Below are 22,285 nucleotides of genomic sequence, written 5' to 3' on the forward strand. Positions count from 1 at the left end.
AGTCGTCACCTTATCGTTACGTCGCAATCCCATAAGGGCCACATGACAAACGCCGATTTCCTCAAGTCCACCGCCCCCGCCTCCGTCACGATCGACGGCCTCGACGTCACCGGCCCAGGGCGTTTTTTCAACCGAGAGCTCAGCTGGCTGGGCTTCAACTGGCGCGTTCTCGAAGAGGCGCAGAACCCGCGCGTCCCCCTTCTGGAACGCCTGCGCTTCCTGTCGATCTCGGCCAACAACCTCGACGAGTTCTACAACGTCCGCGTCGCGGGCCTGCGCGAGCTGGCCCATGCCGGCAACACCACCCCCGCCGCCGATGGCCTCACTCCCGCCGAACAGCTTGTCCTGATCGACGAGGACGCCCGCAAGCTTCTGGCGCAACAGCAGGGTACGCTCGAGGACCTGCGGCAGGAGATGGAGGCCGAGGGCATCATCATCCTCGACATCGACAGCCTGACCAAGGACGACCGTGCCCATCTCAGCGAGATATTCCTCGAACAGGTCTTCCCGGTCCTGTCGCCGCTGGCCGTCGATCCCGCGCACCCGTTCCCCTTCATCCCGAATCTGGGCTATTCGCTCGCCCTGCAGATGCAGCGCAAGTCCGACAAGCGCCCGCTTCAGGCGCTCCTGCCCATACCCAACCAGATCGACCGCTTCATCACCGTCCCGTCCGAGCCGGGCCAATTCCGCGCCCTCCCACTCGAAGACCTGCTGCTGCTGAACCTCGATCACCTCTTCCCGGGCTACACCTACAAGGCGCACTGCAACTTCCGCGTCCTGCGCGACAGCGATCTGGAAGTCGAGGAAGAGGCCGAAGACCTCGTGCGCGAATTCGAAGTGGCCCTGAAACGCCGCCGCCGCGGCGAGGTGGTGCGCCTGAAAATCTCCTCCGGCGCGCCCGAGGAATTGCGCCGCACCATCATGCAAAAGCTCGAAGTCCGCCCCGAGGAGGTGGTCGAGGTCGACGGCATGATCGGGCTCGCGGACCTCAAGGAAATGGTGCTCGACACCCGCCCCGACCTTCTGTGGCCCAGCTTCACGCCACGCGTGCCGGAACGGGTGCAGGACCATGATGGCGACATGTTCGCCGCCATCCGCCAAAAGGACATGCTGCTGCATCACCCGTACGAGACGTTCGACATGGTGATCCGCTTCCTGACGCAGGCCGCGCGCGACCCCGACGTGGTGGCGATCAAGCAGACGCTCTACCGTACCTCCAAGGACAGCCCCATCGTCTCCGCGCTCTGCGAGGCCGCCGAGGACGGCAAGTCCGTCACCGCGCTGGTCGAACTCAAGGCCCGCTTCGACGAAGCCGCCAATATCCGCCAGTCCCGCCGTCTGGAACGCGCCGGCGCCCACGTGGTCTACGGCTTTCTCGACCTCAAGACCCACGCCAAGATTTCCACCGTCGTCCGGCGCGAAGGCGACAAGCTGGTGACCTACACCCATTACGGCACCGGCAATTACCACCCCATCACGGCCAAGATCTACACCGACCTCAGCCTCTTCACCTGCGATTCCTCGCTTGGGCGCGACGCCACCAAGGTCTTCAACTACCTCTCCGGCTACGCCCAGCCCGAAAAGCTGGAAAACCTCGCGATCTCGCCCACCACGCTCAAGCCCCGCCTGCTGGAAATGATCGCGGCAGAGATCGAGCACGCCAAGTCCGGCAAACCAGCCGAGATCTGGGCCAAGATGAACTCGATCATCGAACCCGACGTGATCGACGCGCTTTACGCGGCGTCCCAGGCCGGCGTGAAGATCTGCCTCGTCATCCGCGGCATCTGCGGCATCCGCCCGGGGATAAAGGGGCTATCGGAAAACATCCGCGTCAAGTCCATCGTCGGGCGCTTTCTGGAACATTCCCGCATCGTCTGCTTCGGCAACGGCGCCGGCCTGCCGTCGAAAAAGGCCCGCGTCTACATGTCCTCCGCCGACTGGATGGGCCGCAACCTCAACCGCCGCGTCGAAACGCTGGTCGAGATCACCAACCCCACCGTGAAGGCCCAGATCGTGGGGCAGGTCATGGCCGCCAACCTTGCCGACGTGGCGCAAACCTGGGTAATGTCCCCCGACGGCAGCTTCCACCGCGACCCGATCGAAGAAGGCACCTTCGCCTTCAACTGCCACCGGTTCTTCATGGAAAATCCCTCGCTGTCGGGCCGCGGCTCCGCCGGGGCGGCGGACGTGCCCAAACTCACCCATACCGACGATTGACCCTTTCGGCCCCCTGTCGCATACAGAAGATCAATACCAAGCCGGGGATGTCATGGACGGCACGACCGATCCCGAACACAGCGAATGGGGGCCCTTCGGGCGCCCGCTTTTCGACAAGGACGCGGCCAAGGCGCTCAGCCGTGTGGGCGTGGTCGACGTGGGCTCGAACTCCGTGCGCATGGTGGTGTTCGACGGCGCCGCCCGCAGCCCGGCCTATTTCTACAACGAGAAAATCATGTGCGGTCTGGGTCAGGGCCTGTCGGAAACCGGCCGCCTGAACCCCGAGGGCCGCGAGCGCGCGCTCGCCGCCATGAAACGCTTTGCCCGGCTGGCCGAGAACATGGGCACCGGCCCATTGACCGCCGTGGCCACCGCCGCCGTGCGCGAGGCCAGCGACGGCGACGATTTCCGCGACGAAATCAAGCGCGAAACAGGCGTCCACCTCTGGGTCGTCGACGGCCCCGAAGAGGCCCGCCTGTCGGCCCAGGGCGTCCTACTTGGCTGGCCCGGCTCCTACGGCCTTGTCTGTGACATCGGCGGCTCGTCCATGGAACTGGCCGAGATCGACGGCGGACAGGTCGGAAAACGCCTGACCTCCCGCCTCGGCCCTTTCAGCCTGCAGGAGGTCAAGGGCGGCAAGAAGGCGCGCAAGGCCTTCATCAAGGACACGCTGGAAAAGATGCACGCCGAGCTGGGCGAGCAGAAGAACCGCCTCTTCCTCGTCGGCGGCTCGTGGCGCGCCATCGCCAAGATCGACATGGAACGCCGCGGCTATCCGCTGCACGTCCTGCATGAATACCGCATGACCCCCAAGGACGTGCGCAAGACCGCCGATTACATCGCCAAGAACGACGCCGAAGAGCTGCGCAACCGCGCCGGCATCTCCTCCCAGCGGATGGCCCTCGTTCCCGACGCCGCCGAGGTGCTGCGCCGTCTGGTCAAGACATTCGGCCCCCGCGACATCGCCGTGTCCAGCTACGGCATCCGCGAGGGGCTTTTGTACGAACAGATGCCCCAGCAACTGCGCGACCGTGACCCCCTGATCGAGGCCTGCCGCTTTGCCGAGGCCAAGGATGCCCGCCTGCCCGGCTATGGCCGCGCCATCTATCACTTCGTGGAACCGCTTTTTCGCAGTGCCAAGCCCGACAAGCTGCGCATCATCCGTGCCGCCTGCCTCTTGCACGACGTCAGTTGGCGCTCGCATCCCGACTACCGCGCGCAGGACTGTTTCGACAACGCCACTCGCGCCAATCTGGGCGGGCTCAAGCATTCCGAGCGGGTCTTTCTCGGCCTTGCCCTGATGCACCGCTATTCCAACAAGCGTGATGGCACCCAGTTCGAGAAACTGGCCGAACTTCTGGACGAGCGCGACCAGCACCAGGCGGAAGTTCTGGGCAAGGCCATGCGCTTTGCCGCGATGTTCTGGCTGCGCAAGGACACGCAACTGGGCGAGCTGACATGGCACCCCAAAAAGAAACAGCTTGTCCTGCGCCTCACCGAGGAGGCCGTGCCGCTTTACGGCGAGGTGGCGCAAACGCGATTGGCGTCGCTAGCCGACACGCTAGAAGCCGAGTTCGACGTCAAACTGCTGCGCCCGCGCCGCGCGAAGGCCGTACCGGGCAAGTCCTAGAACCAATCAAGAGACCAGAGGCCAACCGCCTCAGATCTCGATTTCCTCGTCGGGGTCGATCTCTTTCTCGAGCGGCGTCTTGCGGCGGATGATGATATCGCCGTTCGGCATCATCTCGGGCGCGTGATAGTTGCTCAAATCGTCGATCTGGCCCATCAGGTCGGCAAAGGCCGGCCCCATCTCCTCGACGAAATTCCGCAGCGCCGGCTGCATCTCCTTGGCCATCCCCTCAAGATCGCGCATCGCCGGCTCCATCTCGCGCATGATGCCCTCCATGAACATCTGCGCCCCGCGCTCCATCAGGGAAAACCCTTCGTCCTCTTCCTCCTGCGCCAGCGCAGGCGCGGCGGCAAGGGAAAGCGACAGGGCAGCGATGGGGATGATCTGTTTCATGCCCCCAATATAGCGCGTCCCGGTGACAATTTTAAGATGGCAGGTCAATATCCAGCGTGACCGGGAAGTGATCCGACGCCGTCAGCAGCGCATCGCGCAGCTCCGGCACCTTCCAGCAATCGGGGTCCTCGAACGGATGCCAGATGCGCCATTTCGGCGCTTTCGCCCGCAACCCCTTGGAAATCATGATGTAATCCAAAAGCGCCTGAAGGTATCGCCCCTCGTCCTTCAGGTAGAACCGCGCCGAACTATGCTGCGCACCAATCCGCTGGTTCAGCGCCCGCCGCGCGTGCGGATCATAGAGCCGCATCTCGCCCGCCTCGGCGCCGCCCATGATCACCTCGATCGACGAGCGTCCAAACAGGTTCTCGTACTCGTCCAGCCCCGGACCGTCGTTCAGATCCCCCAGCAGCATCAGGTGCTCGCCCTCTTCAAGATGCGCCCGGATGCGCTTGCGCAGCCACACCGCCTGCGCCTGCTGCTTGCGCCGGTTGGCGATGGCCAGCCGCATCACCTCGTCCCGCGTGGTGGCCCCGTGCGGCGCCTTTGATTTCAGATGCGCGCCGATCATCCGAAACCCGAACCCGCCCTGCACCTCCACCGCCACTTCCAGCGGCGGCTTGGAGAACGTCACCAGATCTTCCGTCGCGTCGATATCTAGGTCGATCCGGAACACCCCGTCGAACCGCGGCGCCCCGCTCGATCCTTTCTTGCCCGTCTCCTCACCCTTCGGGTCATGCCGACAGGTCATCACGTCCGGATCATACAGCAGCGCGATCTCCTGCTGGGTGTCGTTCACGAACCCCATCAGCGCCTTGCGCGCCCGCAGGTTCATCATGTCCGCAAACGCTTCCAACGCCGTCACCGTATCGCGCTTGCCGTTGCTGTCCGGCGCCTCGACCACCATCACCGCGTCGGCATCCATCGCGGTGAACACCATCCCAAGCGCGGCCAGTTGATCGCCGCGCGTCACGCCATAGCGCGCCGATGGCCCGTCATCGTCCACCACCCGGTCATGGTCATCAAACAGCGCGTTGAACCACTCGACGTTATAGGTGGCGAACCGCATCGCTCAGGCCGCCTCGCGCTGGATCTGCTCCCACGCGTCGTTGACGTCGGTCAGCCGCTTTTCGGCCAGCTTGATCGCCTCCTGCGGCACGCCCCGCGCCACCATCCGGTCGGGGTGCATCTCGCGCACCTTGTCGCGCCAGACCTTGCGGATCTCGGCCAGCGGCGTTTCGGGCGTCACGCCCAGCACGGCATAGGGATCGGGCCGCGCATCGGGCACGAAACGGCTCTTCAGCGTATTGAACTCCCGCTCCGGCAGGCCAAAGATCGTGGCCACCTCCGACAAAAACACATCCTCGTTGGGGTGATACACCCCGTCCGCCACCGCGATGTGAAAAAGCCCCTCCAGCAGGTCGTTCAGCGTCGCTTCATCTTCGCCGAACATCGCCTTGATCCGCTTGGCATATTCCTCGAACCCGGCCACGTCCTGCCGCGCGAGGTTGAACACCTTCGCCGCGCCCGCCTCGTCGTCGCGGGCGATCTGGAACACCTCGCGGAACGCCGTCACCTCGTCGCGCGTCACCTGCCCGTCCGCCTTGGCCATTTTGGCCCCCAGCGCGATCACGGCGATGGCAAAGGCCACAGTCCGCTCGGGCGGCGTGCGCAGCCGGTCGAACACGCGGGTCAGCGGCTCGCCACTGGCCAGCGCCGACAGCGCCTCGGATATGCGACTCCAGATCGACATGACGGCCAACCTAAAGGGCGTGGCCCCCGGGGGACAGGAGTTTCTGCATCAAAACCAAGTCGATCCGCCGCCCGAATTTCAGCCCGGCTTGCGCCACGCGCCCCACCTCGTCGAACCCGATCCTGCGGTGAAAGGCGATGCCGCCCGCGTTCTCGGCACTGATCCCGCCGATCAGGGAATGCACGCCGCCCGCCCGCGCATGCTCCTCCAGCGCGCGCATCAGCGCCCGGCCCACCCCGTTGCCCTCGGCCCCCGGGCGCAACAGCACCGTATGCTCCAACGTCTCGCGAAAGCCTGATCCGTTACGGTACGGCCCGTAGGTGGCATAGCCCAGCAACCCGCCCGCATCCTCGGCCACCAGAAATCCGTGGCCCGCCTCGTTCCGCGTTTCTATGGCCAGCGCCATGTCCAGCATGGTCTTTTCGTCTTCGCTGAAACTGACCGTCGTCTCGCGGATATAGTGGTTGACGATCCCCGCCAGCGCCTCTGCGTCGCCGGCCTCCGCCGCCCGGATCTTCATGCCAGCACGCACGCCCCACGCGGCGTGGTCAACTCGGCTCGCAGCGCCGTCGGGCCGGTCTCATAGACGACCCGCCCGTCGTTCAGCACCGGCCCAAGCGCCGCTTCCAGCGCCTTCGCCTCGGGATGGCACACCACCAGACGGTCGAGCCGGCACCCCGAAGCCGGCAACATGTCCGCCGGGTGCTTGTCACATTGCCATTCGATCACCGCCGGAAACAGGTTGTCCCACGGCAGCCGCCCGTCCTCCGGCACCGCCATATGCCACCGCAGGTCGCCGCGCGCCAACGGCACCGGCACACCCGCCTGTGGAAACCGCCCCACCACCGCGCCAAGATCGGGCGTGTTGCAGATCCAGTTCGTCGGCCTCGGCCGCCCCTCGAACCGGTCGAGATCGAACCACCTTGCATAACCCGGCTCGGGCGCCTCGGGATCAATCGCGATGACCTCCAGGTACAGCCCTTCCTCCAGCACCAACAGCATGTTGTGCGTGCCGAAATGCGCGTGCTGCCCCCCGGGCCGCAGCGCCACTCCAAGCGCCTCCTCGGCATAGGCGCGACCCTCATCCAGCGTCTCGGCGGCAACCGCGAAATGGTCCAGTTTCAGCATCGCCTACCCCAGTGTCAGCCGCCACAGCACCCAAAGGGCCGCCAGCACCGTGGGATAGAACGTCGCCGCAAAGCCAAAGGCCCGCAAGGGCGGCGCCATGTGATACCCGACCCAGAACGCCACCCGCGCCACGGCAAAGCCGATCCCCAGCGCCAGCACCGTGCCCGCGCCCAGGAAGAACCCCACCAGCGGCCAGATGCACAAGGCCAACACGACCTGCTCGACCGTGTTCTGCAAGACCTTGGCGTCCACCGCCGCGCCACCGGTCAGCGGCTGGCAATCAATCTCGGAATCATCAAAGAACCGCCGCTGCGCCAGCCGCCCGATCATCAGCGCCAGCACCACGCCGGGGCCAAACGCAGCCCCCATCAACGTCGGCTGCATCATCGCCATCGGCACCGGGATCTGGCGCCCGATCCACAGCACGGCCACGGCCCACACGAGGCCCGCCGCCATACCGATCAGGATCTTTGGGCGCGTGCGCATCAGGCCGCCCGCGCCTCGCGGATCAGCCGCAGGATATCCTGCGCCGCATCGGGAATGTTCGTGCCGGGGCCAAAAATTGCCTTCACGCCCGCCTTGGTCAGGAACTCGTAATCCTGCTGCGGAATCACCCCGCCGCAGATCACGATGATGTCGCCCGCGTCCTTGTCCTTCAGCGCGTCGATCAGTTGCGGCGCCAGTGTCTTGTGCCCCGCCGCCTGGCTGGAAATGCCGATCACGTGCACGTCGTTGTCGATGGCGTCCTGCGCCGCCTCGTCCGGCGTCTGGAAAAGCGGGCCCACATCCACGTCAAAGCCAATGTCGGCGAATGCCGTGGCGATCACCTTGGCGCCCCGGTCATGTCCATCCTGCCCCATCTTGACGACCAGCATGCGGGGCCGCCGCCCCTCGTCCTCGGCAAAGGCCTCGACCGATTTCTGGATCGCGGCAAAGCCCTCGTCGCCCTCGTAGGCCTTGCCGTAAACCCCGGCCAGCGTCTTCACCTCGGCGCGGTGCCGTCCGAATTCCTTTTCCATGGCCATGCTGATTTCCCCCACAGTAGCCCGTGCCCGTGCCGCCTCGACCGCGGCCTCCAAGAGGTTGCCGCCGTCCTTGGCGCGGCGCGTCAGTTCATCCAGTGCTTTCGTGCAAGCATCCTCGTCACGCTCCGCGCGGATGCGCTCCAGCGCCTCGACCTGCCCCTTGCGCACCTTGACGTTGTCCACGTCCAGGATGTCGATCGGGTCCTCCTTGTCCTTGCGGTACTTGTTGACGCCGACGATCACCTCGTCGCCCCGGTCGATCATCGCCTGACGGGTCGCGGCACTTTCCTCGATCCGCAGCTTGGGCATGCCGCTGGCCACGGCCTTGGTCATGCCGCCCATCTCCTCGACCTCTTCCATCAGCTCCCACGCCTTTTCGGCCAGCTCGTTGGTCAGGCTCTCGACGTAATAGGACCCCGCCAGCGGATCGACCACCGCCGTCACGCCGGTCTCTTCCTGCAGAATCAGCTGCGTGTTCCGCGCGATCCGGGCGCTGAAATCCGTGGGCAGCGCAATCGCCTCGTCGAGCGCGTTGGTGTGCAGGCTCTGCGTGCCCCCGAGAACCGCGCTCATCGCCTCGTAAGCGGTGCGCACAACGTTGTTATAGGGATCCTGCTCCTGCAAGCTGACACCGGAGGTCTGACAATGCGTCCGCAGCATTTTCGAGCGGTCGTTCTTCGCCCCGAACTCCGTCATGATCCGGTGCCAGAGCAGACGCGCGGCCCGCAGCTTGGCGGCCTCCATGAAGAAATTCATGCCGATGGCGAAAAAGAACGACAGCCGCCCGGCAAAGCGGTCCACGTCCATTCCCGCCTCGATCGCGGCCTTCACGTATTCCCGGCCATCGGCCAGCGTATAGGCCAGCTCCTGCACCAGGTTCGCGCCCGCCTCCTGCATGTGATAGCCGGAAATGCTGATCGAGTTGAAGCGCGGCATCTCGTTGGCCGTGAACTCGATGATGTCGCTGACGATCCGCATGCTGGGTTCGGGCGGATAGATATAGGTGTTGCGCACCATGAACTCTTTCAGGATATCGTTCTGGATGGTGCCCGACAGGGCGCTGCGGTCGTGCCCCTGCTCCTCTCCCGCGACGATAAAGCTGGCCAGCACGGGGATCACCGCGCCGTTCATCGTCATGCTGACACTCACCTGGTCCAGCGGGATGCCGTCGAACAGCACCTTCATGTCCTCGACGCTGTCGATGGCGACGCCGGCCTTGCCCACATCGCCCACCACGCGCGGGTGGTCGCTGTCGTAACCGCGATGCGTCGCCAGGTCGAAGGCAACGCTCACGCCCTGCTGCCCGGCGGCCAGGTTGCGGCGGTAGAACGCGTTCGACTCTTCTGCCGTCGAAAAGCCCGCGTACTGCCGGATCGTCCAGGGCCGCCCGGCATACATCGTGGCCTTCACACCGCGCGTGAACGGCGCCTGCCCGGGAATGGTGCCCAGGTGCTCCATCCCCTCGACATCTTCCTCGGTGTAAAGCGGTTTGACGTCGATCCCCTCAAGGGTCTTCCACGTCAGGTCCTCCAGCGGGCGGCCCTTCAGCTCGCCTTCCGCGATCTTACGCCAATCGTCGGTTTTCGATCCCATCGTCTTGTCCTCTTCGCTTCTGGTCCGTCCGCGGGGTTGTCCCCGTCTTGGCCGGTCCGGTTTCCTCTGTCAGTTGCGCCAACCCTTCCGCCCCGGCACGCAGCCAGAACAGGTCGTCGGCATAGGCCTCGCGCATGTCGCGCAAGGCGGTGTCGTCGAACGGTTGCCACTTGCCCGGCCCATCCGGCAAGCGCTTGGGGTCGCCACCGCGATCCTTCACGATCTGGCGCAACTGGCCCAGGCCGGGGCCCTGGTTCATCCATTCCCGCGCGTGGGCGCGCGGCATCGGGCCAAGCCCGCTCATGTGTTCCAGCACCCGCTCCGGCAGGCCGCCGAAAATCTCGTAGGGCATCACGTTCAGCTCGACCTTGGGCAGCGCGCAGGCCACGTCCAGCACCACGTCGCGCCACAGCCGCGGCGAGGCCGCCAGCGCCTCCAGCGCCGCGCGGTCGGGCACGCGGTGCCCCCGCGCCACGCCATAGGACACGACCGACGCCCAGAAACTCTCGTGGCTGCGGATCGACAGAAAGGCCCGCGTCACCTGGCCGTCGAAGGCATGGGCGAACCGCGCCAGCCGCTGACCGATATCGGGATAAAGCCGCCCCTGCCGCAGGCAGCGACGCGGCGCACCGATCATGTTCTCGTCGCTGATCACCAGCACCCGCGTCCCCGCGCGACGCTCATTGGCTATGTTGATCGCGATGCGGGCGCGCGCGCGGTCCAGCTGTTCCTGCGGCGGGCGCGGGCTGTCCACCGGCATCACCCCGGTCAAAAGCCCGTCGCGCGTCTGTTTCGGGCCCCAAACGGTAATCGCCTTGCGCCCCAGCGCAGCCCGGTTCTCGGCCAGGTAGGACTGAAACGTGGTGGTGGCCGTCCTGTGGGCCCCGATATGCAGAACAACATCCATGATCACGCGCCTTTCCCGTATGGCCCGCGACATACGGGCGGTCGACCTTGCGTCGCGCCACCCTGCACCGCGGGACCTGACCACGGGATTAACGGTAAAATTTTCGCGGCCCTGCGGCCAAACGGCCTTCGCAATCAGCGCGCCCGGCCTTATATCTGGTCGAGCAGGAGGCCAAATGCGCAAGCTGATCGTTCTTTCTTTTCTGGCTCTTACGTCTATTTCGCTCGTCGCGGGCAGCGTCCGCGCGACCGATGCATCGCTGGAAGAGGGGATCATACTTCCTGGCGAAAGCGCGGATTTGAACGAATTTCTCTGGATAAAGCGACCCATCGTCGTCTTTGCCGATAACGCCTCGGACCCGCGTTTCATCGAACAGATGAACTTTATCACCGACCGGCTGGATGATCTGGACCGGCGCGACGTGGTCGTGCTGACAGACACCGACCCGTCCGCCGACAGTGACCTGCGTCGACAATTGCGCCCGCGCGGCTTCATGCTGGCGCTCATCGGCAAGGACGGCAAGGTCGAGCTGCGCAAACCCGCACCGTGGAGCGTGCGCGAGCTTTCGCGCGCGATCGACAAGATGCCCATCCGGCAACAGGAAATCCGCGACCGGCTGAGCGGCAACTGATCCGCGCCTCCGCTCATGCCCGCTCCCCCGCCGCGACCACCAGAACCCGGTTGGCCCGGTCCATCAGCATCAGCGTGCCCTCGGTCGTCTCATAGCCCAGCACGGTCTCTGGCCGCATCAGCAGGCGGCGGAATTCCACCCCCACCTTGCCCTCCATGCAGGGCCGCGCCTCCAGCCCCGCGCGGCGCATCTGCATCCCGAACGTGCGCTGCATGTTGACCGCATCGACCATCGCCGCATCCGGCGTCATCTCGGGGTCGTCCAGCGCCACCACGCCCCGGCGCGGCAACGCGCGCAGCATGTCGGGCACGTTGCGCTCCACTGGCACCGCCGCCCCGATATCCGCACTTACCAGCCGGAACGCCGCCGCCGCGCACCGCGCCTTGGACGAAAACGCCAGCGTCTCGCCCAAGGAAAACCACGGCGCCAGCCGCGCCCGCATCGACGCCTCGTCGTCGCGCGTGCAGGCCCCCAGCAGGACCGCGCCCATCATGGCCGCCGGCAGGATATGAGATCCGCGCAGGTTCACCGCGTCATTCGAACTCCATGATCACGTCATCCACCGCCAGGCTGTCACCCGGACCGGCGTTGATCTTGCTCACCACGGCCTTCTTCTCGGCCCGTAGGATGTTTTCCATCTTCATCGCCTCCACGGTGCACAGCGCCTGGCCTTCCTGCACCTCATCGCCCTCCTGAACATTCACGCTGACGATCAGGCCGGGCATCGGGCACAGCAGCATCTTGGATGTATCAGCGGCAAGTTTCTCGGGCATTAACAGCGCCAGTTCCGCCTGCCGGGGCGTACGCACATGCACCTTCAGGTCCGCGCCCCGGTTGCGGATGCGAAACCCGCCCGAGACCTTGCCGACCTTCAGCACCAGCGTCTCGTCATCCACGTCCAGCACCGCCAGCGCGTCGCCCGGCGTCCAGCCGCTGGACACGCGATGGCTGCCACCATCCTCGAACGTCACAGTCGCGCCATCACGATCCGCGTCGATGCGCAGCTCGAAACTCATGCCTTGCAGGCTGACGACCCAATCCTCGCCCACGCGGCGCTCGTGGTTGTCCATCCGGCCCGACACCCGCGTGCGCCGGATTTCCGCCACTCGGTGCATCGCCGCGCAACTGGCCGCGATCCGCCGCAGCGCCGCCTCTTCCAACTCCACACCCTCGAACCCGTCCGGGTACTCCTCGGCGATGAACGCCGTTGTCATGTCGCCGGACACGAACTTGGGGTGATCCATCACTGCGCTCAGAAACGGCAGGTTGTGCCCGATCCCTTCCAACTCGAAACTGTCCAGCGCCACGCGCATCGCCTCGATGGCCGCGCCCCGGTCGGGCGCCCAGGTGCACAGCTTGGCAATCATCGGGTCGTAATACATGCTGATCTCGCCGCCTTCATAAACGCCGGTATCATTGCGCACCGCCGTCTCGCCGGCCTCAGCCTCGTCCTGCCACTTGCCCTTGTCCAAGAGCGGCCCAGCCGCCACCTCCACCGGCGGGCGATATCGCACCAGCCGACCAATTGAGGGCAGGAAGTTGCGATACGGGTCCTCGGCATAAAGCCGGCTTTCCATCGCCCAGCCCGTCAGCTTGATGTCGTCCTGGCTCAGCGACAGCTTTTCGCCCGCCGCCACGCGGATCATCTGCTCCACAAGGTCCACACCGGTGATCAGCTCCGTCACCGGATGCTCCACCTGCAGGCGCGTGTTCATCTCCAGGAAATAGAAGTTCTTGTCGCCGTCCACGATGAACTCCACCGTGCCCGCGCTGGAATAGCCCACCGCATGGGCCAGTGCGACAGCCTGCTCGCCCATCGCCTTGCGCGTTTGCTCGTCCAGGAACGGGCTCGGCGCTTCCTCGATCACCTTCTGGTTCCGCCGCTGGATCGAGCATTCCCGCTCGCCCAGGTAAATCCCGTTGCCGTGGCTGTCGCACAGCACCTGGATCTCGATATGGCGCGGCTGAGTCACGAATTTCTCGATGAACATCCGGTCGTCGCCGAAACTCGACGCCGCCTCGTTCTTCGACGCCTGAAAGCCCTCACGCACTTCCTCGGCATTCCACGCGATCCGCATGCCCTTGCCGCCGCCGCCCGCGCTGGCCTTCAACATCACCGGAAAGCCGATCTCTTCCGAGATCTTCAGCGCCTCCTCGGCATCCTCGATCAGGCCCATATGCCCCGGCACAGTGTTCACATCCGCCTCGGCGGCGATCTTCTTTGACGTGATCTTGTCGCCCATCGCCTCGATCGCGCCCTTGGGCGGCCCGACAAAGGCCACGCCCGCGGCCTCCAGCGCCTCGGCGAACTTGGGGTTCTCCGACAGGAAACCGTACCCGGGGTGCACCGCCTCGGCGCCGGTCTGCTTGATCGCCTCCATCACCTTGTCGATGACGATATAAGACTCCGACGCGGGCGGCGGGCCGATATGCACCGCCTCGTCGGCCATCTCCACATGCAGCGCATGACGGTCGGCATCCGAATAGATCGCCACCGTCTGAATACCCATCTTGCGCGCCGTCTTGATGACCCGGCAGGCGATCTCGCCCCGGTTGGCGATCAGGATTTTCTTGAACATCTCACGTCCCCTTCAGTCTTGCCCGCCCCGGCGCAGTTGCCGGACGGGGATGATACGAAAAAACCACCGCCCCGCTGGCGCGAGGGGTGGTTTCATGCAGGTTAAGGCGCCCGGTGCCAGGCGCGGAATTCAGATTACAGGCATTTTTCCGGGTAGACCTGGCAGAAGGCCACGTTGCCCGCAGCGCCCACCGCCGCACCGGTAAGCAGCGATCCGCCCACGACGGCCGCCGCGCCGGTGCCCGCGGCCCCGCCGAAAAGCGCCTGTTCCGGCACTGTGTTGCCGCAGGCCGCAAGCGGGCCCAGAAGCCCCAGAACAAGGAAAGGTCTGAAGAACTGCATCGTATATCGCCTCGCGCGCTGTGGTTATGACTGCGCGCACTCAATGCGATGGCGGGCGCCGCGTCAAAGCCGTCCCTGCCCAGCCGCCGGATTTGGGCACAACCCCGCTTATCCGCGCAAGACTCTGTCCTTGCAGCAAAAAAGGGCGGCCCCTGCAATAATGCAAAAGGCCGCCCATCAGGGGAAGGGTAACGGTTTAGACGGTATGTCTCGGCCCATTGGGGAAAGGCCGCCACTACGAGGCTCAAGCTGCACGCAATCGTTCGTTGCGCCAAGCTGGAAGTCTCACCTTTCGGCTGATCGGCTGTAATTTGCGTGAATCCGCAGGCCGTCGGCAAAAACGTGCCTAAATAAGGGACCAGAGTTGGGCCAATCATATCCGCCCCCCGTCCTCGAACGCGTCGGGAAAGGCGCGCTGCGCCGCCTCCACGTCCAGAATCAGCAATGCCTCGTAACTTTCAGAATCGAACGGATCTTCCGCCGGCAGCACCTCGCGCCCGAATAGCCAGCTCAGCCGCCCGGCATCCAGGTTGCCCCGCTCGAAGGGCTGATCCCCGAAATTCTCCCACAATGCGCGGACAAAGGCCGTGTCGGCCCGCTTGTCCGCAGGTCGGCGGTCGCGATAGCGCTCGCGTCGCACGATGGCGGTGGCGCCTTTCGGATTGGCGCGGCGAATGGTGAACTGAAAATCGCTGCCAGGCAGACGGCCGGGAAACCCGCGGTGCTTGATCATGACCCGCCTCCGCAACCGCGAAAGGACCGCCGGGTCTCATCTTGGGTCAGGACAGGCCCGAGGGCCTGCCCTTGTCGTGTGTCCGCGTGCTTACTTGAGCTTGCCGGTGTAGGTCGGCTCGGTCGAGATCGGCTCGGGATCGACCACGACAAATTCTTCTTCTTGCTGCTGCTGACCACAGGCCGCCACGAGGGCAACCAGACCAACCGCGAGGACGCTCTTGATGCTGTTCGACATTTTTGTCTCCTGTCTCTGTACTCCAACAGGTGACGCGCATAACGCCCCACCTGCCCCTCGTTCAAGGGATGGGTCACGGGTTTGTAACCAAGGGTGAACATAGCGGAATCCGCCCGATTTTCATACGTGGCCGGCGCGATCCCGCCTGCCTGTGTCTGGAAAGCCTCAAACCGGCCACTGCCTGAGCTTTGATCCGCAAGATATTGTGCGTCCATCAGAACAGCTCCAAGATACAGGCGGCGTCTTCGACCGAGAAACTCTCGAAAATCTGCGCCACATCCGGGTCGAACTGTCCGAATTTCGAGGGCCTGTCGGCCAGCGAGATCACGATGCGATCGGGGGGTCTTTCGGCCATGTCGATCCGCTCCAGCGCGAAATCGTTGCACAGGTATTCCAGGTCGGCGGTCTGGGCCTCGAAATCCTCCGCGCCGGTAAAACCCTCGGCTGTGAAGCGAAAGCGCACCGTCAGCCCCATCGCCGCCTCGCCGCTGATGACCTCCTGCAATTCCGCCTCCAGCCCCGACGGCAGGACAAGGCGCTCCTCCTCTTGCGCCTCGCCCTGCTCTGGGGCGGCCAGCGCCATCAGCGCGGCCAGCGTCCCTGCACATATCGCTTTCATCGCGCCCACCTCGTCCAGCGCGCCACATGGCGCGGATCGCCCAGAAGCGTCGCGATGGTATCTTCCAGCCGGGCGCGGTCATGCCGCCCCTCGACCTGCCCGCCGGCGGTGACAGTGACGCCATCGCCGGCCTCGGCAACCCGCACCACCGGCGCAAACCCCCGGACCTGACGCAAGGCGCGCCACAAATCCTGCCGCACCTGTTGCGCCAGCGCCAGCTTGCGTACAGGGCCAAAACGTGCCTCGGCGCTCACGTCGAAGCGCACCGGCACCCGCCGCGCCACGGTCACCGCGCCCTCTTCGCGCAGGATATGAAAGCCCTTGCTCATCCGATCTTCCCCCGGCTCGGCGCGCTGTCACAGCGTCCCTCGTCCCAGAAGAAGAACACCACCCGCCGCGACGGGCTCAGCTCGGACGTATCGCCCGTCCCATCGGCAAACTCGACCCCGTAGCCATCGAACCGGGCCTGCCGCCGCTGCCGCGCCACCCGGTGCATCCGCTCACAGATCCGCCGCAGTTCCGCCGTTTCGCCGGGCTTCAGGTCGCGGGTCTTGAGGAGGCTGCCCAACCGGGACCGGTAGACCCACAGCATCGCCGCCTTGGGCCGCGCCTGCGCCCCCTGCGCCCCCAGCACCAATGCCGTCGCCTCCTCGAAGCTGGCGTCGGAAAAGGCCGTGTCGGTGATGTCGGCGGCCTGGGCGGCTCCGACAAGCAACCCGATCACCACGGCAGCACCGCACGCGCCTCGACGGCAGATGCCCGAAAGACAGGTCATGTGTCTGCTCCGTCTCTTTCAAGGCAAATCCCTTTCGCGGTGTCGTACACAAACGACAAGCTTGCGCTTGCCGTCACAATTTTCGTCCACAGACCCTTGCGAATGACCACAGCCAATGGGCCACCCTCGGTCGGGAGATCGGGATACTCTTCCCGGTCGTTGTTCAGGTTCGCCAACGGATCGGCCAGGGCGAACTCGCACGCGGTCTTGGCGGGAAACTCGTTCAGCGCCGCCGAAACATCTTCGCGAGACCTGAAAATCAGGCTGGGAATAATCTCATCGTCGGATGTTCTATGTGCGCCACGCCGCGCGAGGTACCACTTGTCCAAAGGTTCCGGGTATGTCGGAGACATGACCTCACCCGGCAACACACATCGTCCGTCGCGCACTTCAATCGGCGCAAACCCGTCCACGAAATGCTCATTGGTTTCCCTGTCTTTCGTTAGATTCAAATCCACGCGGAACACGTCGCCTTTTGCTATCCCAGGGTCCGGCACAACGGGAAGGTCTTTCATCAAGGCAACGCAGAACGAATGGAACAGGTCCTTCGCCTGCATCCTTACGCCCCTAGCCGTCAAAGGCGTGACGACGGTTTGAATCCGCCAACTCTCACCGATTTTCTGCCATTGCACGCTCTCGGCGGACCACTTGCCAAGCTCCGTCCGAAACACAACGCTCTTTGACCTGTTCTGAAAAAACCAGCTTCCAAGCAGGGCAGACAGTAAAAGCGCTGCGACAGCAACGTTCAAGATGATCCTATTGCGGCTCATCACAACGGAATATTGTCGTGCTTCTTCCACGGCAGCTTGCGCTTCTTGTTGCGCAGCGCCGCAAACGCCCGGCTCACCCGTTTGCGCGTGCTGCGCGGCTGGATCACCTCGTCGATGAACCCGCGTTCGGCGGCCACAAAGGGGTTGGCGAAACGCGCCTCGTAATCCGCCGTGTGCTTGGCGATCTTCTGGTCATCGCCCAGATCCGCGCGGTGGATGATCTCCGTCGCGCCCTTGGCGCCCATCACCGCAATCTCGGACGTGGGCCAGGCATAGTTGATGTCCCCCCGCAGGTGCTTGGAACTCATAACCACATACGCCCCGCCATAGGCCTTGCGCGTGATCACCGTCACCTTCGGCACCGTCGCCTCGCCATAGGCAAAGAGCAGCTTCGCGCCATGCTTGATCACGCCGTTATGCTCCTGGCTGGTGCCGGGCAGGAATCCGGGCACGTCCACGAAGGTCAGGATCGGGATCTCGAAGCAATCGCAGAACCGCACGAACCGCGCCGCTTTGCGGCTGCTATCAATGTCCAGACACCCGGCCAATACCATCGGCTGGTTCGCCACCACGCCCACCGTGCGCCCTTCCAGCCGAATGAACCCCGTGACCATGTTCTTGGCGAAATCCTCCTGGATCTCGTAGAAATCGCCCTCGTCGGCGACCTTCACGATCAATTCCTTCATGTCGTAGGGCATGTTGGGGTTGTCGGGGATCAGCGTATCCAGGCTCGTCTCGGCGCGATTCACATCGTCGAAGAACGGGCGCACCGGCACCGACTCCTGGTTGTTCAGCGGCAGGAAATCCACCAGCCGCCGCACCTCGGCCATCGCCTCCACGTCGTTCTCGAACGCCGCATCGGCGACCGAGGACTTCTTCGTATGGGTCGAGGCCCCGCCCAGCTCTTCCGCCGTGACCTGTTCGTTCGTCACGGTCTTGACCACGTCGGGGCCGGTCACGAACATGTAGGAACTGTCGCGCACCATGAAGATGAAGTCGGTCATCGCGGGGCTATACACGGCCCCACCCGCACAAGGCCCGGTGATCACGCTGATCTGCGGCACAACGCCCGACGCCTCGATATTGCGCTGGAACACCTCGCCATACCCCGCAAGGCTATCCACGCCTTCCTGAATCCGCGCACCGCCCGAGTCGTTTATGCCGATCACAGGCGCGCCGTTCTGCATCGCCATGTCCATGATCTTGCAGATCTTCATCGCGTGCGTATGCGACACCGAGCCGCCCAGCACGGTAAAATCCTGGCTGAAGACATAGACCTGCCGCCCGTTGATGGTGCCCCAACCGGTCACCACACCGTCGCCATAGGGCCGGTTCTTCTCCATCCCGAAATCGGTGCAGCGATGGGCCACGAACATGTCGAACTCTTCGAAACTGTCCTCGTCCAGCAGAAGGTCGATCCGCTCCCGCGCCGTCAGCTTGCCCTTCTCGTGCTGGCCGTCGATGCGTTTCTGCCCGCCGCCCAGCCGCGCGTTGCCGCGGCGCGTGTCCAGTTCCTGCAGGATATCTTTCATGCTGTCCCCCTCGTTGACTGGCGCGACCCTACTGGTTGCGCGCAGGCCGTCCAAGAGAAATTCCGCAAATTTGCCAAATCTGGCGAAGCGAGGTTTGCTAACTTGCAAATCTGCAAATTAGTCTTCCTGGCGCCGCTCTCGGATGACGTGCGGCACTCCCGAATAAGCACCCGCCAACAGAAAACGAAACGCCATTCCCCAACTGCAGGGCGCACCAGCGCCGGACATGCCTCATCTCACGCAGGGACCGGCGCGCCGAACTGTGCTATACTTCAAAGCAGCGGAGGACGAACTGATGAGTTTCGTTTCAATCACGACATGGCGACTGGTCGGCGAGACCGAGACTCTCGAACACGTGAAGGATCTGATGGTCCGAAAATATTTTCCGGGGCTTCTGGCCTTGGGCGCCGAACATTCGATGCTCGTCGATACTGACCTCGACCGGTTCGCCATCGTGACGGTCTACCCCTCCCGCGAGGCGCGCGACCAGACCTTCGCACGCATATCGGCGCTTCGCAGCGAAGGCGCGGAAGAATTCGGCGCAGAACTGATGGAGGCCTACGCCGGAGATATGCTGGCCTCCTCCGGGTCCTGACGCAACCTCACTTTGACCGGAGCCCTCAGCAAGCGGCGAAACCCAACCGCGATTCCGCGCACCACCCCATCTGGACATCCCCCGCGCTCCGGGATAGCGCCTTGGCCATGCCCAACGTCCGTTTCCTCGACCGCACGACTCCGCCGCACATCTTCACCCTGATCGTGCTGGCCGGGATCTCGACGCTGGCGCTCAACATCTTCCTGCCGTCCCTGCCCGGCATGACCGCCTATTTCGAAACCGACTATGGCGTCATGCAGCTCGCAGTCGCCGGGTACCTGGGCATCAACGCCATCCTGCAACTGCTGATCGGCCCCATATCCGACCGCGTCGGGCGCCGCCCGGTGATCCTTGGCGGGCTGGTGATCTTCCTGCTGGCGACGCTGGGTTGCATCCTGTCGACCAACATCTGGGTCTTCCTCATTTTCCGCATGTTCCAGGGCGGCATCGTCGCCGCCATGGTCCTGTCGCGCGCCGTGGTGCGCGACATGGTCCCCGCTCGAGAGGCCGCCTCAATGATCGGCTACGTCACGATGGGCATGTCCGTCGTCCCCATGGTGGGCCCCGCCATCGGCGGGGCGCTCGACGCGGGCTTCGGCTGGCAGGGCAGCTTCTGGGCGCTCTTCGCCATGGGCGCGGCGGTGCTCTGGCTGGTCTGGCGCGACCTTGGCGAAACCGCCCCGCTGGAAGGCCGCACCTTCCGCGACCAGTTCGCCGAATACCCCGAGCTGTTCTCTTCGTATCGCTTCTGGGGCTACGCGCTGGCCGCCGCCCTCTCCTCGGGGGCCTTCTTCGCCTATCTCGGCGGCGCGCCCTTCGTGGGCACGGAGGTCTTCGGCATGACCCCCTCGGAACTCGGCCTCTTCTTCGGCGCCCCCGCCGTGGGCTATTTCACCGGCAACTTCCTTTCGGGCCGCTTCTCCACCCGGATCGGCATCAACCGCATGGTGTTCTTCGGCGCGCTCGCCAACGCCATCGGCCACGGCATCAACCTCGCCACGCTCTACGGCGGGATCAGCACGCCCTTTACGTTCTTCGGCCTGATGACGCTGATGGGCCTCGGCAACGGCATGACCATCCCTAACGCCACCGCCGGGGCGCTCTCGGTGCGCCCCAGCCTCGCCGGCACCGCCAGCGGCCTCGCCGGCTTCCTGATGATCGGCGGCGGCGCGGGACTTTCGGCTCTGGCAGGCGCCCTCCTCGGCCCCGGCACCGGGGCCTTCCCACTGGTCTGGCTGATGCTGCTGACGGCCCTGGGCGGCATCCTCGCCATCACCCTCGTCATCCTGCGCGAACGGCAAGTCGGCGTGCCCTCGACCTGAACGGCCCCCTTGCGCGCACCGCTTTGCAAATCTAAACCTGCGATCACGCAAACCTGCAAAGCGAGCCACCCATGGCCACCCAGAAACTCTATGCCGGCGCCAAGTTGCGCGAGACGCGCCAGCGCCTCGCCCTGACGCAAAAGGATTTCGCCGCCAAGCTCGGCGTCTCCCTGCCCTATCTGAACCAGATGGAGAACAATAACCGGCCCGTCTCCACCACGGTCATCCTCGCCCTGGCGCAGGAATTCGGCTTCGACGTGACCGAGCTTGCCACCGGCGATGCCGAGCGTCTGGTGACGGACATGCGCGAGGCGCTGGCCGACGCGGTTTTCGCAGACGACACACCCAGCCTCAGCGACCTGCGCCTGACGGCCTCCAACGCCCCCGCAATGGCCCGGGCCTTTCTCGAACTGCACCGCGCCTACCGCGACACCCATGAACGCCTCGCCTCCCTCGACGAGGCTCTGGGCCGCGAGGATGCCCGCCCCCAGACCTCCCCCTGGGACGAGGTGCGCGATTTCTTCCATTACTGCGACAACTACATCGACGCCGTCGACCGCGCGGCGGAACATTTCGCCGGCCCCGCCTCAGGCCCACGCCGCATCACCGAACTGGCCGAGGCCCGGCTGGATGCGCTCGGCATCAAGGTGGTGGACAGCGATGACCCAAGGATGCGCCACTACGACCGCGATGCGCGCATACTCTACCTGTCGAACCACGCAGAACCCGAGACGCGCCGCTTTCAACTCCTCCTGCAAGTCGCTCTTCTAACACAGGAAAAGCTGATCGAGGCCACGCTCGATTTCGCCCGTTTCCAGTCCGACGCCGCCCGCGACATCGCCAAGATCGGTCTGGCGAACTACTTCGCCGGCGCCGCCCTCATGCCGTACACGGCCTTCCTGCAAGCGGCGCAAGACCACCGGCACGACCTCGAGCGCCTCGCCACCCGCTTCGGCGCCTCCATCGAACAGGTCTGCCACCGCCTTTCGACTCTGCAACGCCCCGGCGCCAAGGGCGTGCCCTTCTTCTTCGTCCGCGTCGACCAGGCCGGCACCATCACCAAGCGCCACTCCGCCACGCGGCTCCAATTCGCCCGCTTCGGCGGGGCCTGCCCCCTCTGGAACGTGCACCGTGCGTTCGAAACACCGGGCCGCTTCCTGCGCCAGCTGGCCGAAACGCCCGACGGCGTGCGCTACATCAGTCTCGCCCGCGACGTCTCCAAGCGCGGCGGACACTACGGCGCTCCCGTCCGCCGTTTCGCCATCGCCCTGGGGTGCGAGGTGAAACACGCCGATGCCCTGGTCTACGCCGACGACCTCGACCTGACGCTCTCGCAAGCCTATGAGCCCATCGGCATCTCCTGTCGCATCTGCGAGCGCACCGAGTGCCATCAAAGGTCTGTCCCTCCGCTCGAACGCCGATTGCAAGTCACCCCCGACGAACGCGGTGTCTTGCCCTATAAGGTGGGATAGCCGCGCGATCGCCAGACCGCGGGATGGCGACCC

Annotated in this window: 24 protein-coding genes; 6 read left to right on the forward strand and 18 right to left on the reverse strand. The window is 64.8% G+C overall.

Features of this window, described 5'->3' with window-relative positions:
• Window positions 1-42: 42 nt before the first annotated feature.
• Both FIU86_RS11220 and FIU86_RS11225 read left to right on the forward strand, forming a co-directional pair.
• Window positions 43-2,217 (forward strand): RNA degradosome polyphosphate kinase, encoded by a 2,175-nt coding sequence (locus tag FIU86_RS11220; protein ID WP_152475163.1) that lies wholly within the window; start codon window positions 43-45, stop codon window positions 2,215-2,217.
• 52 nt (window positions 2,218-2,269) lie between these two features.
• Window positions 2,270-3,847: a Ppx/GppA family phosphatase gene (locus FIU86_RS11225; protein WP_152475164.1), complete on the forward strand. Its 1,578-nt coding sequence runs from the start codon at window positions 2,270-2,272 to the stop codon at window positions 3,845-3,847.
• A 30-nt stretch (window positions 3,848-3,877) separates the two neighbouring features.
• Here the strand turns inward: FIU86_RS11225 and FIU86_RS11230 are convergent, their stop codons facing one another.
• From FIU86_RS11230 to FIU86_RS11265, 8 genes are read right to left on the reverse strand one after another with little or no spacing between them, the layout of a single operon-like run.
• On the reverse strand, window positions 3,878-4,240 hold the full coding sequence (locus tag FIU86_RS11230; RefSeq protein ID WP_152475165.1) for a hypothetical protein: 363 nt from the start codon (window positions 4,238-4,240) through the stop codon (window positions 3,878-3,880).
• Window positions 4,241-4,271: 31 nt separating this feature from the next.
• Window positions 4,272-5,309, reverse strand: a complete 1,038-nt coding sequence (locus tag FIU86_RS11235) for an endonuclease/exonuclease/phosphatase family protein (RefSeq protein ID WP_152475166.1) — start codon at window positions 5,307-5,309, stop codon at window positions 4,272-4,274.
• Window positions 5,310-5,312: 3 nt separating this feature from the next.
• Complete coding sequence (locus FIU86_RS11240; RefSeq protein ID WP_152475167.1) at window positions 5,313-5,993, reverse strand: molecular chaperone DjiA; 681 nt, start codon at window positions 5,991-5,993, stop codon at window positions 5,313-5,315.
• Window positions 5,994-6,003: 10 nt separating this feature from the next.
• A complete protein-coding gene (locus tag FIU86_RS11245; RefSeq protein WP_152475168.1) occupies window positions 6,004-6,513 on the reverse strand; it encodes a GNAT family N-acetyltransferase in 510 nt (169 codons plus the stop codon).
• The gene (locus tag FIU86_RS11250; protein WP_152475169.1) at window positions 6,510-7,121 is read right to left on the reverse strand and encodes a VOC family protein; all 612 of its coding nucleotides are present in this window, start codon (window positions 7,119-7,121) and stop codon (window positions 6,510-6,512) included. Before FIU86_RS11250 ends, FIU86_RS11245 begins: the two co-directional genes overlap by 4 nt.
• Window positions 7,122-7,124: 3 nt before the next feature.
• A complete protein-coding gene (locus FIU86_RS11255; protein ID WP_254703806.1) occupies window positions 7,125-7,607 on the reverse strand; it encodes an MAPEG family protein in 483 nt (160 codons plus the stop codon).
• Entirely contained in the window at window positions 7,607-9,739 is a 2,133-nt protein-coding gene (scpA, locus tag FIU86_RS11260) for a methylmalonyl-CoA mutase (RefSeq protein WP_152475171.1), read from the reverse strand. The genes FIU86_RS11255 and scpA overlap by 1 nt, the downstream gene beginning before the upstream one ends.
• Window positions 9,711-10,646 carry a hypothetical protein gene (locus FIU86_RS11265; protein WP_152475172.1) on the reverse strand — a complete coding sequence of 312 codons (936 nt, stop codon included), beginning with the start codon at window positions 10,644-10,646 and terminating at the stop codon, window positions 9,711-9,713. Before FIU86_RS11265 ends, scpA begins: the two co-directional genes overlap by 29 nt.
• 175 nt (window positions 10,647-10,821) lie before the next feature.
• Between FIU86_RS11265 and FIU86_RS11270 the strand changes: the two genes are divergently transcribed.
• Entirely contained in the window at window positions 10,822-11,277 is a 456-nt protein-coding gene (locus tag FIU86_RS11270; protein WP_152475173.1) for a DUF4174 domain-containing protein, read from the forward strand.
• 13 nt (window positions 11,278-11,290) lie between these two features.
• Here FIU86_RS11270 and FIU86_RS11275 read toward each other — a convergent pair whose 3' ends face one another.
• The 10 genes from FIU86_RS11275 to FIU86_RS11315 form a co-directional block, all read right to left on the reverse strand.
• Window positions 11,291-11,806 (reverse strand): hypothetical protein, encoded by a 516-nt coding sequence (locus tag FIU86_RS11275; protein ID WP_152475174.1) that lies wholly within the window; start codon window positions 11,804-11,806, stop codon window positions 11,291-11,293.
• A 4-nt stretch (window positions 11,807-11,810) separates the two neighbouring features.
• Entirely contained in the window at window positions 11,811-13,856 is a 2,046-nt protein-coding gene (locus tag FIU86_RS11280; protein WP_152475175.1) for an acetyl/propionyl/methylcrotonyl-CoA carboxylase subunit alpha, read from the reverse strand.
• A gap of 134 nt (window positions 13,857-13,990) precedes the next feature.
• Complete coding sequence (locus FIU86_RS11285) at window positions 13,991-14,197, reverse strand: hypothetical protein (RefSeq protein ID WP_152475176.1); 207 nt, start codon at window positions 14,195-14,197, stop codon at window positions 13,991-13,993.
• 373 nt (window positions 14,198-14,570) lie between these two features.
• Window positions 14,571-14,930, reverse strand: a complete 360-nt coding sequence (locus FIU86_RS11290; RefSeq protein WP_152475177.1) for a hypothetical protein — start codon at window positions 14,928-14,930, stop codon at window positions 14,571-14,573.
• 90 nt (window positions 14,931-15,020) lie between these two features.
• Window positions 15,021-15,167 (reverse strand): hypothetical protein, encoded by a 147-nt coding sequence (locus tag FIU86_RS22565; RefSeq protein ID WP_172977490.1) that lies wholly within the window; start codon window positions 15,165-15,167, stop codon window positions 15,021-15,023.
• A 214-nt stretch (window positions 15,168-15,381) separates the two neighbouring features.
• Window positions 15,382-15,786, reverse strand: coding sequence for a DUF6497 family protein (locus FIU86_RS11295; protein WP_152475178.1), 405 nt, complete (start codon window positions 15,784-15,786; stop codon window positions 15,382-15,384).
• On the reverse strand, window positions 15,783-16,115 hold the full coding sequence (locus tag FIU86_RS11300; RefSeq protein WP_152475179.1) for a hypothetical protein: 333 nt from the start codon (window positions 16,113-16,115) through the stop codon (window positions 15,783-15,785). Before FIU86_RS11300 ends, FIU86_RS11295 begins: the two co-directional genes overlap by 4 nt.
• Complete coding sequence (locus tag FIU86_RS11305) at window positions 16,112-16,561, reverse strand: hypothetical protein (RefSeq protein ID WP_152475180.1); 450 nt, start codon at window positions 16,559-16,561, stop codon at window positions 16,112-16,114. Before FIU86_RS11305 ends, FIU86_RS11300 begins: the two co-directional genes overlap by 4 nt.
• Window positions 16,558-17,361, reverse strand: a complete 804-nt coding sequence (locus tag FIU86_RS11310; RefSeq protein WP_152475181.1) for a hypothetical protein — start codon at window positions 17,359-17,361, stop codon at window positions 16,558-16,560. Before FIU86_RS11310 ends, FIU86_RS11305 begins: the two co-directional genes overlap by 4 nt.
• Window positions 17,331-18,863, reverse strand: coding sequence for an acyl-CoA carboxylase subunit beta (locus FIU86_RS11315; RefSeq protein ID WP_152475182.1), 1,533 nt, complete (start codon window positions 18,861-18,863; stop codon window positions 17,331-17,333). The genes FIU86_RS11310 and FIU86_RS11315 overlap by 31 nt, the downstream gene beginning before the upstream one ends.
• A gap of 295 nt (window positions 18,864-19,158) precedes the next feature.
• On the opposite strand from FIU86_RS11315, the gene FIU86_RS11320 reads away from it, so the two are divergent.
• From FIU86_RS11320 to FIU86_RS11330, 3 genes are all read left to right on the forward strand, one after another.
• Entirely contained in the window at window positions 19,159-19,458 is a 300-nt protein-coding gene (locus tag FIU86_RS11320) for a hypothetical protein (protein ID WP_152475183.1), read from the forward strand.
• Window positions 19,459-19,565: 107 nt separating this feature from the next.
• Window positions 19,566-20,780, forward strand: coding sequence for a multidrug effflux MFS transporter (locus FIU86_RS11325; RefSeq protein WP_152475184.1), 1,215 nt, complete (start codon window positions 19,566-19,568; stop codon window positions 20,778-20,780).
• A gap of 71 nt (window positions 20,781-20,851) precedes the next feature.
• Window positions 20,852-22,252, forward strand: a complete 1,401-nt coding sequence (locus FIU86_RS11330; RefSeq protein WP_152475185.1) for a short-chain fatty acyl-CoA regulator family protein — start codon at window positions 20,852-20,854, stop codon at window positions 22,250-22,252.
• Window positions 22,253-22,285: the final 33 nt, after the last annotated feature.

The organism is Roseovarius sp. THAF9, assembly GCF_009363715.1.
GTDB lineage: Bacteria > Pseudomonadota > Alphaproteobacteria > Rhodobacterales > Rhodobacteraceae > Roseovarius.

Excerpts from the sequence above, each read along its gene's own strand:
- FIU86_RS11220 (WP_152475163.1), top strand. The coding sequence starts at position 43 with ATGACAAACGCCGATTTCCTCAAGTCCACCGCCCCCGCCTCCGTCACG.
- FIU86_RS11225 (WP_152475164.1), top strand. The coding sequence starts at position 2,270 with ATGGACGGCACGACCGATCCCGAACACAGCGAATGGGGGCCCTTCGGG.
- FIU86_RS11230 (WP_152475165.1), bottom strand. The coding sequence starts at position 4,240 with ATGAAACAGATCATCCCCATCGCTGCCCTGTCGCTTTCCCTTGCCGCC.
- FIU86_RS11235 (WP_152475166.1), bottom strand. The coding sequence starts at position 5,309 with ATGCGGTTCGCCACCTATAACGTCGAGTGGTTCAACGCGCTGTTTGAT.
- FIU86_RS11240 (WP_152475167.1), bottom strand. The coding sequence starts at position 5,993 with ATGTCGATCTGGAGTCGCATATCCGAGGCGCTGTCGGCGCTGGCCAGT.
- FIU86_RS11245 (WP_152475168.1), bottom strand. The coding sequence starts at position 6,513 with ATGAAGATCCGGGCGGCGGAGGCCGGCGACGCAGAGGCGCTGGCGGGG.
- FIU86_RS11250 (WP_152475169.1), bottom strand. The coding sequence starts at position 7,121 with ATGCTGAAACTGGACCATTTCGCGGTTGCCGCCGAGACGCTGGATGAG.
- FIU86_RS11255 (WP_254703806.1), bottom strand. The coding sequence starts at position 7,607 with ATGCGCACGCGCCCAAAGATCCTGATCGGTATGGCGGCGGGCCTCGTG.
- scpA (WP_152475171.1), bottom strand. The coding sequence starts at position 9,739 with ATGGGATCGAAAACCGACGATTGGCGTAAGATCGCGGAAGGCGAGCTG.
- FIU86_RS11265 (WP_152475172.1), bottom strand. The coding sequence starts at position 10,646 with ATGGATGTTGTTCTGCATATCGGGGCCCACAGGACGGCCACCACCACG.
- FIU86_RS11270 (WP_152475173.1), top strand. The coding sequence starts at position 10,822 with ATGCGCAAGCTGATCGTTCTTTCTTTTCTGGCTCTTACGTCTATTTCG.
- FIU86_RS11280 (WP_152475175.1), bottom strand. The coding sequence starts at position 13,856 with ATGTTCAAGAAAATCCTGATCGCCAACCGGGGCGAGATCGCCTGCCGG.
- FIU86_RS11285 (WP_152475176.1), bottom strand. The coding sequence starts at position 14,197 with ATGCAGTTCTTCAGACCTTTCCTTGTTCTGGGGCTTCTGGGCCCGCTT.
- FIU86_RS11290 (WP_152475177.1), bottom strand. The coding sequence starts at position 14,930 with ATGATCAAGCACCGCGGGTTTCCCGGCCGTCTGCCTGGCAGCGATTTT.
- FIU86_RS22565 (WP_172977490.1), bottom strand. The coding sequence starts at position 15,167 with ATGTCGAACAGCATCAAGAGCGTCCTCGCGGTTGGTCTGGTTGCCCTC.
- FIU86_RS11295 (WP_152475178.1), bottom strand. The coding sequence starts at position 15,786 with ATGAAAGCGATATGTGCAGGGACGCTGGCCGCGCTGATGGCGCTGGCC.
- FIU86_RS11300 (WP_152475179.1), bottom strand. The coding sequence starts at position 16,115 with ATGAGCAAGGGCTTTCATATCCTGCGCGAAGAGGGCGCGGTGACCGTG.
- FIU86_RS11305 (WP_152475180.1), bottom strand. The coding sequence starts at position 16,561 with ATGACCTGTCTTTCGGGCATCTGCCGTCGAGGCGCGTGCGGTGCTGCC.
- FIU86_RS11315 (WP_152475182.1), bottom strand. The coding sequence starts at position 18,863 with ATGAAAGATATCCTGCAGGAACTGGACACGCGCCGCGGCAACGCGCGG.
- FIU86_RS11320 (WP_152475183.1), top strand. The coding sequence starts at position 19,159 with ATGAGTTTCGTTTCAATCACGACATGGCGACTGGTCGGCGAGACCGAG.
- FIU86_RS11325 (WP_152475184.1), top strand. The coding sequence starts at position 19,566 with ATGCCCAACGTCCGTTTCCTCGACCGCACGACTCCGCCGCACATCTTC.
- FIU86_RS11330 (WP_152475185.1), top strand. The coding sequence starts at position 20,852 with ATGGCCACCCAGAAACTCTATGCCGGCGCCAAGTTGCGCGAGACGCGC.